14 protein-coding genes are annotated in these 12,808 nt (G+C 44.4%); 6 read left to right on the top strand and 8 right to left on the bottom strand.

Going from position 1 to position 12,808, the window contains the following annotated elements; genetic code table 11:
* The first annotated feature begins 193 nt into the window (after positions 1-193).
* The 4 genes from ribH to O9X84_RS13175 are packed head-to-tail and all read left to right on the top strand — an operon-like array spanning position 194 to position 2,628.
* The gene (ribH, locus tag O9X84_RS13190; protein WP_269520190.1) at positions 194-667 is read left to right on the top strand and encodes a 6,7-dimethyl-8-ribityllumazine synthase; all 474 of its coding nucleotides are present in this window, start codon (positions 194-196) and stop codon (positions 665-667) included.
* Between the two features lie 12 nt (positions 668-679).
* A complete protein-coding gene (gene nusB, locus O9X84_RS13185; protein ID WP_032096924.1) occupies positions 680-1,102 on the top strand; it encodes a transcription antitermination factor NusB in 423 nt (140 codons plus the stop codon).
* 45 nt (positions 1,103-1,147) lie between these two features.
* The gene (thiL, locus tag O9X84_RS13180) at positions 1,148-2,113 is read left to right on the top strand and encodes a thiamine-phosphate kinase (RefSeq protein ID WP_269520189.1); all 966 of its coding nucleotides are present in this window, start codon (positions 1,148-1,150) and stop codon (positions 2,111-2,113) included.
* A 14-nt stretch (positions 2,114-2,127) separates the two neighbouring features.
* Positions 2,128-2,628, top strand: a complete 501-nt coding sequence (locus O9X84_RS13175; protein ID WP_269520188.1) for a phosphatidylglycerophosphatase A family protein — start codon at positions 2,128-2,130, stop codon at positions 2,626-2,628.
* 93 nt (positions 2,629-2,721) lie between these two features.
* Here O9X84_RS13175 and dxs read toward each other — a convergent pair whose 3' ends face one another.
* The 3 genes from dxs to xseB are packed head-to-tail and all read right to left on the bottom strand — an operon-like array spanning position 2,722 to position 5,798.
* Positions 2,722-4,602 (bottom strand): 1-deoxy-D-xylulose-5-phosphate synthase, encoded by a 1,881-nt coding sequence (gene dxs, locus O9X84_RS13170; RefSeq protein WP_269520187.1) that lies wholly within the window; start codon positions 4,600-4,602, stop codon positions 2,722-2,724.
* A gap of 32 nt (positions 4,603-4,634) precedes the next feature.
* Entirely contained in the window at positions 4,635-5,525 is an 891-nt protein-coding gene (locus tag O9X84_RS13165; RefSeq protein WP_269520186.1) for a farnesyl diphosphate synthase, read from the bottom strand.
* A gap of 30 nt (positions 5,526-5,555) precedes the next feature.
* On the bottom strand, positions 5,556-5,798 hold the full coding sequence (gene xseB, locus O9X84_RS13160; RefSeq protein ID WP_269520185.1) for an exodeoxyribonuclease VII small subunit: 243 nt from the start codon (positions 5,796-5,798) through the stop codon (positions 5,556-5,558).
* 372 nt (positions 5,799-6,170) lie between these two features.
* Between xseB and pomA the strand changes: the two genes are divergently transcribed.
* Together pomA and O9X84_RS13150 are read left to right on the top strand one after the other, a co-directional pair.
* Entirely contained in the window at positions 6,171-6,932 is a 762-nt protein-coding gene (gene pomA, locus O9X84_RS13155; RefSeq protein WP_032096930.1) for a flagellar motor protein PomA, read from the top strand.
* A complete protein-coding gene (locus O9X84_RS13150) occupies positions 6,932-7,861 on the top strand; it encodes a flagellar motor protein MotB (protein ID WP_269520184.1) in 930 nt (309 codons plus the stop codon). Before pomA ends, O9X84_RS13150 begins: the two co-directional genes overlap by 1 nt.
* 260 nt (positions 7,862-8,121) lie before the next feature.
* Here the strand turns inward: O9X84_RS13150 and O9X84_RS13145 are convergent, their stop codons facing one another.
* Genes O9X84_RS13145 through O9X84_RS13125 form a run of 5 tightly spaced genes read right to left on the bottom strand, consistent with a single transcriptional unit; the run spans position 8,122 to position 12,572 of the window.
* The gene (locus O9X84_RS13145) at positions 8,122-9,381 is read right to left on the bottom strand and encodes an SAM-dependent methyltransferase (protein ID WP_269520183.1); all 1,260 of its coding nucleotides are present in this window, start codon (positions 9,379-9,381) and stop codon (positions 8,122-8,124) included.
* A 3-nt stretch (positions 9,382-9,384) separates the two neighbouring features.
* Complete coding sequence (locus tag O9X84_RS13140; RefSeq protein ID WP_269520267.1) at positions 9,385-10,131, bottom strand: DUF1365 domain-containing protein; 747 nt, start codon at positions 10,129-10,131, stop codon at positions 9,385-9,387.
* A 5-nt stretch (positions 10,132-10,136) separates the two neighbouring features.
* Complete coding sequence (locus tag O9X84_RS13135) at positions 10,137-11,402, bottom strand: NAD(P)/FAD-dependent oxidoreductase (RefSeq protein ID WP_269520182.1); 1,266 nt, start codon at positions 11,400-11,402, stop codon at positions 10,137-10,139.
* A 22-nt stretch (positions 11,403-11,424) separates the two neighbouring features.
* Positions 11,425-12,144: an SDR family NAD(P)-dependent oxidoreductase gene (locus tag O9X84_RS13130; RefSeq protein ID WP_269520181.1), complete on the bottom strand. Its 720-nt coding sequence runs from the start codon at positions 12,142-12,144 to the stop codon at positions 11,425-11,427.
* Positions 12,141-12,572 carry a nuclear transport factor 2 family protein gene (locus tag O9X84_RS13125; RefSeq protein WP_269520180.1) on the bottom strand — a complete coding sequence of 144 codons (432 nt, stop codon included), beginning with the start codon at positions 12,570-12,572 and terminating at the stop codon, positions 12,141-12,143. The genes O9X84_RS13130 and O9X84_RS13125 overlap by 4 nt, the downstream gene beginning before the upstream one ends.
* Positions 12,573-12,808: the final 236 nt, after the last annotated feature.

The following is a 12,808-nucleotide window of genomic DNA, read 5'->3' as shown; positions in this document are numbered from 1 at the left end:
AAAGTGTGCTGATGCGCACTTTTTGTCTATTTACCCAGGTTTCAAAGACCTAGTTTCAACGACCTAGTTTCAACGACCTAGTTTCAACGATTCTGCGCTGCGGCGAACAAAGTCGTTGGGTAAAAAAACAATCGATTCAGTTTAGGCGTAATTATGGTATACTTCGCGCCGCTTTTTCTCGAGGAATGAAAACATGCAAGTAATTGAAGGTAACATCCGCGCTACGGGTAAAAAATTCGCTATTGTTGTTTCACGCTTCAACAGCTTTGTTGTTGAAAGCCTATTAGAAGGCGCGCTTGATACGCTAGAGCGTCATGGCGAAGTAAGTGGAGACGACATCACTGTAGTACGTGTTCCGGGTGCCTATGAGCTACCTATCGTGGCTAAAAAACTTGCCGAGAAAAAGTCATTTGACGGCATCATTGCACTTGGCGCAGTTATTCGTGGCGGTACACCGCACTTCGATTTTGTAGCGGGTGAGTGTAATAAAGGTTTAGCGCAAGTGTCGTTAGAATACGGCATACCTTTGTCATTTGGCGTTATCACAACAGATTCAATTGAACAGGCTATCGAACGTTCAGGAACCAAAGCGGGCAACAAAGGTGCAGAAGCTGCACTTGGCGCGCTGGAAATGGTTAACGTTATCGATGCTGTTGAAAAGCTTTAAGGTAATTATTTAGTGAAAGTTTCAGCACGTCGTAAAGCCCGTGAATTAGCCTTGCAAGGCATTTATTCATGGCAAATGAGTCATAACGATATTCAGCAGATTGAACTGGCGTTAGCTACCAGTAATGATATGCAGAAAGTGGATATGGCATATTTCCAAGCGCTCCTAAAAGGGGTGGCACACAACGCAAGTAATTTGGATGCGACGATTAAGCCTTACCTTGGCCGATTGCCAGAAGAGTTAGACGCCATTGAAAAGGCGATTCTTCGTATAGCTACGCTGGAACTGACTGAGCGCATCGATGTGCCATATCGCGTCATCATTAATGAAGCTATTGAACTAGCTAAATCATTCGGCGCTGAAGACAGCCACAAATTCATCAATGGTGCACTCGACAAAGCAGTGAAAACGCTGCGAAAAGACGAGCGCGACTAACCTATTTCAGTGACACTGGACGTTACTTAAGGTTTCTAAATTACCGTGAAAGAATTCGACCTTATCGGCCGCTACTTTTCTGCTGGCGGTCATAAAAGACGAGACGTAGTTATTGGTATTGGTGACGATTGTGCCGTTACTATGGTGCCTGAAAATCAGCAACTCGCAGTAACTACCGATACGCTTGTAGCAGATGTTCATTTTTTACGAGATGCACCCGCTAAATCGGTGGCGTACAAAGCCGTAGCAGCTAACTTGAGTGACTTAGCTGCTATGGGTGCAGAGCCAGCTTGGATCAGCCTGTCCCTGTCCCTACCTGAGGTTAAGGAAGCATGGCTAAGTGACTTTGTTGCTGGCCTTTACGAGCTTACCCAATATTACTCTGTACAGCTAATTGGTGGTGATACGGTTAAAGGTCCTATGGCCATGACTATCACTGCACAAGGCTTTATCCCTCCAGGTTCAGAACTGACCCGTAGTGGTGCGAAGCCCGGTGACTGGGTGTATGTTACCGGTACTCTGGGCGATGCTGGTGCCGGTTTAGATATTCTACAGGGTAAGCTAGATGTGGCAGGCGAAGCGAAAGATGTGCTCATAAACAGACATTATTTCCCAACCCCTCGCGTTGCGGTAGGAACTGCGATACGGCGTATTGCATCTTCTTGTATCGACGTGTCTGATGGCGTAATCTCCGATTTAAAGCATATTCTAAGTGCATCTGGCTGTGGTGCTAATGTTCACGTAGATCGTCTGCCGTTATCCAGAGCACTTACAAGTGCGGTATCACAGGATGAAGCCATAGAATATGCGCTTTCTGCAGGTGACGACTACGAACTTATTTTTACCGTATCGGAAGAGCAGCGCGGCAGCCTTGAAACCTCTATCGCGAGTACAAACGTGAAGGCAACGTGTATTGGTCAGCTTACTGGCCACACTGATAAGCTAGCGCTGTTTAAAAATGACGAAAAGTACACGCCAAAGCAGTCTACAGGCTACGAGCATACCTTTTAATATGGACATTTAACATGCAGGCTGAGTTTCGCGCTAGAGTAAGTATGAAAAACCCAGTGCACTTCTTAGCGCTTGGGTTTGGCAGTGGTTTGGTACCCGTTATGCCGGGAACCTTTGGCTCCCTCGCCGCTATCCCACTGCTTTTGTTGTGTATGAGCCTATCTACTCCTTCCTTTATTGCCATTACGCTTATTGCTTCAGTCGTGGGCATTTATTTGTGCGGTAAAACTGCTGATGATATGCAGGTACACGACCACGGCTCTATCGTGTGGGACGAAATTGCAGGCATGTTTGTTACGTTTTTATTTTTACCGCTAACGGCATCAACACTCGTCTTGGGGTTTGTGTTATTTAGACTATTCGATATTCTTAAGCCTTGGCCTATTGGTGTTATCGATAAACGATTACATGGCGGTACGGGAATAATGCTTGATGACCTGCTTGCTGGTGCAATGGCATGCGTCTGCTTGCATATTTGTGTCACCGTTTATCCTGCTATACTCACACTGCTTTGATAGATCATATGTTTTGTTAAGGTCTGACAATCGCTAGTTAACGAGACGCATTAAAAAGCCCGCATTATCGCGGGCTTTTTAATCTGTTCTCAATTACTGAGACAATAACTGGGTAGCGCTAGCTACAATGCCATTCGCATCCATTCCGTGCTCTTCGTACATTTCTTGCTGAGTACCTTGCAAAATGAAGCTGTCAGGGAGACCAAGCATCTTGACTCGCTTCATTACACCGTGCTGCTGAAGGTGTTCGAGTACAGCGCTACCAGCACCGCCCATGATACAACCGTCTTCGAGTGTAAGCAGTACATCATGCTCTTGTGCAGCCTTTAAAACAGCATCGCCATCTAGGGGCTTGATAAAGCGCATATCTATAACAGTCGCATCGATGGCCTCTGCCGCTTCAAGTGCATTTGGGAGCAAGCAGCCAAAGTTAAGAATGGCGATGCGCTGGGTTTCCTTGGCCTTACTCTCTCGACAAGTGCGTGACTTTCCTATCTCTAGTGCTGTCATGGCTTTGTCGGGCGTTACGCCCATGCCTGAGCCACGAGGGTAGCGTACGGCAACTGGTTGGTTAGCTAAGTGCCCTGTGTACAACATTTGGCGGCATTCATTTTCGTCTGAAGGGGCCATTACAATTAAATTTGGTATACAGCGTAAAAAGGCGATATCAAACGCGCCCTGATGAGTAGGCCCGTCAGCTCCTACAATGCCCGCTCTATCTATCGCAAACAGTACCGGTAAATTCTGTATGGCTACATCGTGAATTAGCTGGTCGTAAGCTCGCTGAAGAAACGTAGAGTAAATAGCCACAACTGCATTGAGGCCCTCTTTGGCTAAACCTGCACCAAAGGTCACGGCGTGCTGTTCTGCAATGGCAACGTCAAAGTATTGCTTGGGATATTGCTGAGAAAATGCCACCATCCCCGAGCCTTCACGCATAGCTGGCGTTACCGCCATGAGTTTAGGATCTTTGGCCGCCATATCACACAGCCACTCGCCAAATATCGCGGAGTAGGTGGGCGCACTTGCTTTTGCTTTTGGCAACGCGTTATCGGCAGGGTTAAACTTGGGCACCGCATGGAATTTAATGGGATCTTCTTCGGCAACCGCGTAGCCTTTCCCTTTTTTGGTTACCACGTGAAGCAGCTGTGGGCCTTCAAATTTACGCATGTTGCGCAAGGTATCGACCACTGCGTTTACATCGTGCCCATCTATGGGACCAATGTAGTTAAAGCCAAGCTCTTCAAAGATTGTGCCCGGAACCACCATTCCCTTTAAATGCTCTTCAGCTCTGCTGGCAAACTCTTTAATGGGTGGGACATTGCTTAATAGCTTCTTTCCGCCGTCGCGTATAGAATTAAATAGGCTACCTGTTAATAAGCGCGCTAGGTGGCTGTTAAGTGCACCTACATTCTCAGAAATAGACATCTCGTTATCATTGAGGATAACAACCATGTCTTTCTTTATATCGCCCGCATGATTAAGCGCTTCAAACGCCATACCTGCGGTCATGGCGCCGTCGCCAATTACCGATACCACTTTTCTACCCTTCGCTTCTTTCTCTGCAGCGACAGCCATGCCTAAAGCTGCACTGATTGATGTAGAAGAATGTCCAACTGCAAAGGTGTCGTAATCGCTTTCACTTGGCCAAGGAAAAGGATGGAGACCGTCTTTTTGTCTAATTGTTGACATACGATCTGCGCGACCGGTTATTATTTTGTGGGGATAAGCTTGGTGGCCTACATCCCAAATTAAACGGTCGAATGGCGTATTATAAATATAATGAAGGGCCACGGTTAGTTCGACAGTGCCCAAGCCGGAAGCAAAATGTCCGCTGCTTTGGCTTACACAAGTCAGAAGGTACTCGCGAAGTTCATCGGCAAGTTCGCGCAGTTTCTCTTGAGGTAACTGCCTTAATTTGTCCGGCGTCTGCGCAAGGGCAAGCGTGGGGTAATGTTGGAGGTCTAAACTCATTAATTTATTATCTTTTTCAACATGGCGCGTGGCTAGTGGTTACGTTTTACCAAAAGCTCGCTAAACGCAATTAAACTGTCTGTATTGTAAGGTAATCGGGTTAAGGGTTGTAGTGCCTTTTGATGCAGCACGGCCAATTCCTCTTTTGCACCTTCCAGTCCAAGCTTAGCAGGGAAGGTGTTTTTTCCCTGAGCTTCATCGGAGCCTGCCGGTTTCCCTAAAGTTTCATCATTACCTTCTACGTCCAAAATATCGTCTTGGACTTGAAATGCTAGGCCAATATTACTGGCGAACAGCAGCAGATCGGCTTTGGATTGTTCATCTAAACGGTCGCAAACGGTGGTAATCATCTCAACGCAAGCACGAAGTAGGGCACCGGTTTTTAGCCTGTGCAACATGTTTAATGCATCAATGTCTATAGTTTGCCCAGTGCTTGCTAAATCGATGGCTTGGCCACCGCACATACCGTGATAGCCCGCACATTTTGCAAGTATGCTAAGCAGTTTTGCACGCTTAGTATCTCCAAAATCGCTAAGCTCAGCGTCGGCGAGTATACTAAAGCCAAGTGTCTGAAGTGCGTCGCCTGCAAGAATGGCTGTTGCCTCGTCAAATGCAATATGACAAGTAGGCATGCCGCGTCGCAAGTCGTCATCGTCCATGGCGGGCAAATCATCGTGTACCAGTGAATAGGCGTGTACGCACTCTATCGCCATGCTGATGGCTATTTGATCTTTCTGTGGTACATCAAGAGTGTTGCCTACCACATGCACGAGCAGTGGACGCATGCGCTTGCCGCCTGCCAGAAGGGCATGGCGCATGGCGGCCTTCAGTTGGGGGGCATAATCGGGGAGTTCTTCGATTAGCTGCAATAAAGACGCATCAGTTTGCTGCTTAACTTGCTGATGAAGAGCAGAGAAGTTCATTAAATTACCTGTAGTTAAAAAGTGTGCAGGTTAGGGATGCTCACTCTCAGGAAGCGATTGTAGTGTTTCTTGGCCTTGTTCGTTGAGCAGAATTTGTACTTTTTGCTCAGCATTTTCAAGGGATTTTTGGCCTTGTCTAGAGAGTGCTATACCGCGCTCAAACTTTTCTAGTGCTTTATTGAGCGGCAAATCACCGTTTTCCATTTCATCGACGATCGATTCCAATTCAGCAAGGGTTTCTTCAAACGTTGCGGTATCCGTTTTTTTTGTCATAAAAGTGCTCGATAATGGGCAAAATTACCATAGGGCGCACATTAACGGACGGTTGCAGGTGGGTCAAATGGTTTGTCCCAATATCGAACATCTAACCGAATATTCGAGGAGCAGTAAAGAATAGTTAATTTAGCGCTATTCTATGATTTTACGAGTTCATACTGACGCTACACAAGATGAAATCAGGCTATACATACTATTCGCGACCTGGATACCGATTGCTATCATCAACGCCATTAAAAATTTACTATTACGTAAAACACGGCAGATATTTGTGATATTTTTCAACAATGTTGTTATAGATTTTCTATACTTTGCCGATAGAATCAATGTATATCACTAGTACTAGCTGCATATTAAGAGGAAGAGTGAGTGGATTTAGCAACCGTAATAGGCATGTTGGGAGCCATCGGCTTTATCGTAATGGCGATGTTGATGGGCGGTACCATGAGTATGTTTATCAACGTACCCTCATTGCTTATCGTATTCGGTGGGAGCTTATTTGTTGTTTTATCCCAATTTACGTTGGGTCAGTTCTTTGGTGCAGGTAAGGTTGCTGGTAAAGCCTTTATGTTTAAAATCGATACGCCAGAAGAGCTTATCGAGAAGATTGTAGAAATGGCTGATGCAGCTCGTAAAGGTGGCTTTTTAGCACTAGAAGAGGCAGAAATAAGCAACGAATTTATGCAAAAAGGCGTCGACATGCTCGTTGACGGTCACGACATAGAGGTAGTAAGAGAAACGCTATCAAAAGACATCAAGATGACAACAGACCGGCATGAGTTTGGCGCAACTATCTTTAAAGGTATGGGGGACGTTGCACCTGCTATGGGAATGATTGGAACGCTCATTGGTTTGGTAGCCATGCTCTCTAACATGGACGACCCTAAATCAATCGGCCCGGCCATGGCGGTTGCACTACTTACCACTCTCTACGGTGCCTTCTTTGCCAACATTATATGTTTACCTATCGCGGTTAAGTTATCTAACCGGGCACTTGAAGAAAAGCTGAATCAAAGCCTTATTTTAGACGGTATTGTGGGTATAGCCGATGGCCAAAACCCTCGCGTTATCGATGGCATCTTGAAAAATTACCTAGCGGCGAGTAAGCGCAGCACAGGTGAGGAAGAGTAATGGCTGAAGAAGAATGTCCTAAGTGCCCACCCGAAGGCCTCCCAGCGTGGATGGGGACATTTGCCGATTTAATGTCGTTGCTGATGTGCTTCTTTGTACTGCTTCTTTCATTTTCAGAAATGGATGTTCTTAAGTTTAAGCAAATAGCAGGCTCTATGAGTTTTGCGTTTGGTGTGCAAAACAAGATAGAAGTGAAAGATATTCCAAAAGGCACCAGCGTTATTGCGATGGAATTTAGACCGGGAAAGCCAGATCCTACGCCAATCGAAACCATTCAGCAGCAAACCATCGAAATGACGCAGCAGATGTTGGAGTTTCAAGCGGGTGATGAAGATTCCGCTGGAGGCAGGCAGAAACAACGCGGCGAGCAACGAGGCGGCCAAGCGCAGCAAACTGCAACAGACTCGTCCTCCTCTGCATCGCAAAGCTCAGAGGAGTCTCAAACGGCTGAGTTAATGAAAAAAGTGGCCCAGCAGCTTCAAAAACAAATTCTCGACGGTTCTGTTGAAATGGAGTCGTTAGGTCAACAGCTTACCATTCGTATACGTGAAAACGGTTCATTTTCAGCGGGCTCTGCGTTTTTACAGCCACAGTTTCAGCCGGTTATTCGTAAGATTGGTGCATTGTTAGCTGACGTGCCAGGGGAAATAGCCATATCGGGTCACAGCGACGGCCAGCATATTGCTAACGAGCTCTATCGCTCCAATTGGGACCTGTCTGCTCAGCGAGCCGTTGCAGTTGCTGAGGCCATGCGAACTGCGCCTGGCTTCGACGAAAGCCGCATGTCGGTAGTAGGGATGGCCGATACCAATCCTATTGTGGAAAATGCCACATCAGCATCCGATAGGGCAAGAAATAGACGGGTTGAGATTAATATAAACCAAGGCGAGCCTATGATTTCAAAACCTATCTCCGTCATCGATGACTAGGGTGACTGATGACAGAGAAGGCTCTCAAATAAGCTTTTCAATTGAGCCTTTCAATTAGGCCTTTCAATTAAGACTGCCAAATAAGACTGATACTCACCGTTTGATTGTTCAATCGATAAAAGCCAGTTGATATAAGCCAGGTGATAAAGGCCAGATGGTAAAAGTCAGAAAAAATCCGTTGAGAAAAAGACAAAAAAACGACGCAATTGCGTCGTTTTTTGTTTGCCAGGCCTGTAAATTCGGCCTCACTCTAATTTTAATTAATTTCCGCGGGCCAATAAGTCTCTGTATTGAGGCTTTGAAATAACAAGCTGTACCGTACTAATAGTTCTCTCAAGAAAGCCGCCTTCGCAATACTTGAGATAGTAGGTCCACATGCGAACAAAACGTTCATCATATCCGTCTTGCAGTAGGTCGTCTTTTGCCGCTATAAATGCTTCATACCAGTGATTCAATGTTTTTGCATAATCGATACCGATATCGTGCAAATCTCTGATCATCATGTCGGAATGCTTTTTAAGATGGGCATTCAGTTGATACTGAGAAGGTAAAAAGCCACCTGGGAAAATGTATTTCTGAATAAAGTCTACGCTGTTCGAATAACTTTCATAGCGCCTATCATCAATGGTAATTGACTGTAAAAGCATAAGGCCATTTTCTTTTAGCAGCGAAGAGCATTTTTCAAAGAAATTTCCTAAAAACGAACGGCCCACTGCTTCTATCATTTCAATCGACACGAGTTTGTCGTATTTGCCTTCTAATAACCGATAGTCTTTCTTAAGGAGTGTGATTTTATCTTGCAACTGCTCCTTCGCTATCCACTCTTGTGCCCACGCATATTGCTCTTCAGATATTGTGGTAGTAGTGACTTTACAACCGTAATGCTTCGCTGCGTATACTGCTAGTCCACCCCAGCCTGTGCCAATCTCTAAAAGATGGTCATTTTCATTAAGCTTAAGTTTGTCGCATATGGTTTTAAGCTTATGATTCTGCGCTTCGTTTAACGAGGCGTTTGGATCTGGATAAACTGCAGATGAGTACATCATTGTACCATCGAGAAAGCGGGTATAGAGTTTGTTACCTAAGTCGTAGTGGGCTTCAATATTCTTTTTTGCTTGGCTAGTGGTGTTGCGGCGTGCAAAGTGCTGTAACTTCATCACGGGCATGGTTAGCCACTTAAATTTATTCTCCCACTCATCGAGCGTGGGCAGGTTACGTGCGAACACCTGCACCACAGCGGTCACGTCGTTACTGTCCCAGTGACCATCCATGTAGGCTTCGCCGGCACCAACACTGCCACCAAGCAAAAGGCTGCGATAAGCTTTTACATCTTTAATATTTACAACGGCGGATAATTCATCCTGCTCGTTGCCAAACGTTGCAATAGTGTCGCCGTTTTCTTGAATAGTAAGGTTACCAAGGGGAAGGTGCTTCAAACATTTAAGAAACAGCGTTCTACAGGTTTTGTCTACAAACGAAACCTCTGATGTAGAGAGTAATACAGATTCACCAAAAGACATTTTTTATTTTTCCTGACTCTTTTCTGGGTGTGTATATAGAGGCGTCTTTTTTATAAATAGCATAAGTGCTTGCCAATATATTCCCAATACAGTTTTCATTGTCATACTAGGTATACGTCTCATTACTTTAGTTAGATTCGCATTATCTAAAGTAAATTTGTTTAAATTTATTCCCGCACAGAATTCTTTGTCTGCTCTAACGCAATCCATTACTAATGATAGCTTATCTGAAGGTTGCGTTATGCGCCATTGATAGGTCATGTCCATTGGGTTAAATGGCGAAACATGGAAGGCTTTAGGCGTATCTTCTTGTGTCGATAAATCGACTAAATAATAGTGCCTTTCATTCCACGGTGTATTACTAACTTCCGCAAGCATGTGGCTAAAAGAGCCGTCACTCTGCCTGAGATAGTAAAAATTCACAGGGCTAAAGTACAGCCCCCACATGCGCAATTGTCCCAACATAAATACGTCGCCATCTAGCGCGGTCTCGCCGTTTAATGATGTCATCTTCTCAAGCACTGCGTCTTTTAAAGGTTTCCCATCATCGCTTAGGTAATCACTGCGTTTAAACCGCGCTCTCGCCCAATTGCGAATTGAAAAATGTGTTAAATTTTCGGATAACGTGTTGAGTTCTGACTCGTCTAGCTTCAACCAGAATAAATAAATGTCGTAAACAAATTTGTGCTTCGTTGGCTTAAAGCGTTCGTGGTAAACACTGCCTTTGTATATTGCACTTTCTATATGCATTGCCGTCACAGTGTCTCACCGAAACGCTTACATACGTCTAAGGCGCTAACTACACCGTCCTCATGAAAGCCGTTGTACCAATACGCACCGCAAAAATGTAAATTATCAACGCCACAAATTTCAGAACGGCGTTGTTGTGCGTTAACCATGTCAGCGCTGTATTGGGGATGAGAGTATCGATATAGCCCAAGAATTTTGCTTCTATCTATTTCGCTCGTGTTATTCAACGTGACAGAATAGGTGTTTTTAGCAGTTAGGCGCTGAAGAATATTCATGTCGTAAGTAACAGACGCGGGGCGCATTTCTTCTGTAGCGTCTTCTTTAAGGCGATAATTCCAGCTAGCCCATGCTAATTTCCGCTTTGGCAACTGCCCAATATCTTTGTGCATAACCACGTCATTCTCGCCGTACGGTATGTTGCCCAAAATATCTTTGTGTGAGGCCGTTGCATTTTCCAGCATGGCTAATGCTTGATCGCTGTGACAGGCAAATATCACGTCGTCAAAATGTGCCACGCCGCCTTTTGCATCGGTAACAGACCATCGCTCGCCGTCTTTAGTCACTTTGTTTACACCACAAGACAGCTTTATCTTCGATTCAAAAGGAGCGATTAACGGAGCAATATACTGACTAGAGCCACCAACGATGGTGTACCACTGTGGTCTGTCGGTAATGTTGAGTAGACCGTGGTTGTTAAAAAACTGCAGGAAAAAAGTCAGGGGAAAGCGGCGCGTTTGCTCAAGGCTGCTCGACCAAATAGCGGCGCACATTGGCAAAATATAATAACGAGCGAAATCATCACTCAATCCTAACTCGTCAATAATGTCTTGTAGCGTAAGGGCTGATGTATCTCTCTTTTCTGCCACCATTGACTTACAGGCTTTATTGAACTTGAGAATATCTCGTACAATGCGCCAGAATTTAGGCCGAAGAATATTTCTCCGCTGCGCGAAAAGACTATTAATTGTGTTGCCGTTATATTCAAGGTTGGCTTTTTTGCTGGTTACAGAAAAGCTCATTTCAGTAGGCTGACACTCTACGCCAAGGGTGGTCATCAATTTAATAAAGTTTGGATACGTCCAATCATTGAAAACAATAAAACCGGTATCGATGTTGTGGGTTTCACCTTCGTCCACAATTGTCTTTGTTGCTGTGTGGCCGCCAATATAATCATTTGCTTCATAAACAGTGATGTCGTTTTTCTTATTTAAAAGGTGAGCACATGTTAAACCTGCGATACCTGTACCCACAATTGCTACTTTTCTAGTCATTATTATATTTCTCTTAAACTACTCATTTGTCGTTGCGCATGGACAGGGACAATCGCTTTTGCAGACCAGATGGTAATACATTCATTAACCTTAATATATAGCCAAACATTTTCGGGAAAAATATCGTACGTTTATCGCTTTCAATCCCTTTCAACATACTTTCGGCCGCTTCTTGAGCAGTTATTTTCATTGGCATATCAAAATCATTCTTTTCTGTTAACGGCGTTTCTACAAAACCAGGCGATACTGCTTGTACCTTAACGCCTCTGTCGTGCAAGTCTACTTCGAGACTTTTCGTAAAGTAGTGCAGTGCTGCTTTACTTGCGCCATAGGCTTGTGAACGAGTAAAGGGAAGTAATCTAGCCATACTATCTACAATAACTAAGGTCTTACCCGCTTTAAGGTTATGGATGAATGCATCTACGCAATTAACTACACCGAAAAAGTTAGGTTCGAATACTCTGCGAAACATATCGGATTCAAATTGATCAATATCGACGTACTCACAAGTACCCGCATTTAAAATCGCGATATCAAACTGAATATCTTTTAGCGCATTTTTAGTATCATCAAGTGATGACACGTCAAATTGACATGAAGTGATGTTCTCATGGCGTGCTAATTCACTTAGCGCTTCTTCATTTCTGCCGCACGCAATTACGTCGTAACCCTTTTGGGCTGCATGCTCAGCAAGTGCTTTTCCGATCCCCGATGTTGCTCCGGTAATTAGCAATGTTGTCATTTGGCGAGTCTTCCTTTTATCTTTTTAATCACGAAACCTAATAAAGGTACGTGTTCATAGACCATTTCGCCCAAATCGTAATAATCCTTGTGATAAACAATGATGTCGTCTTTCACTCCTAGTTGAGTGGTTCCATCTAAAGTAATAACCTTATCGCTTCCTTTTAAGGTTAAGGTCATTGTCCAATTTGCAATATGTGTAACGTTACACTTTGAGGGCGCACATTCTAGTATGTCAGCGATATTGAATTTACAGGTGTCGGCTTGCTCAAGAAGGTTGCTGAAATATGACTTCACCGCATCAAGACCTCGATGGGTGGTGATAGGATCTATGAATACGATATTTTGTGAATAAATCTCATTAAGATCCTCGGTGGATATTTTACAAATGTCTGTGTAAATTTTACAAAATCGTTGAATGACTTCCATACTAAATCCTCTGCACGCCTTGGCATGTCTACTTCTCAGGTAATAGGTTCTGAATAACTAAATCAATATATGACTTATCTTATACAGCGCGTGTACCAGTATTAGTGTGCTATTAGTGCGCAAGGTTCAGCGCTACTGTGTTCGTGTGTTTTCTGATTCCAAAGAATGGCTCGTTATAAAAGATGACACAAGCACTTGAATTTAATTAACTCTTTCTAATATAACGTCGATGAACT

It is taken from the genome of Alteromonas sp. BMJM2 (assembly GCF_027257845.1).
In the GTDB taxonomy this organism is placed as follows: domain Bacteria; phylum Pseudomonadota; class Gammaproteobacteria; order Enterobacterales; family Alteromonadaceae; genus Alteromonas.
Note: the sequence above shows the minus strand (reverse complement) of the source record. Positions and strands in the feature narration are given on the sequence as shown.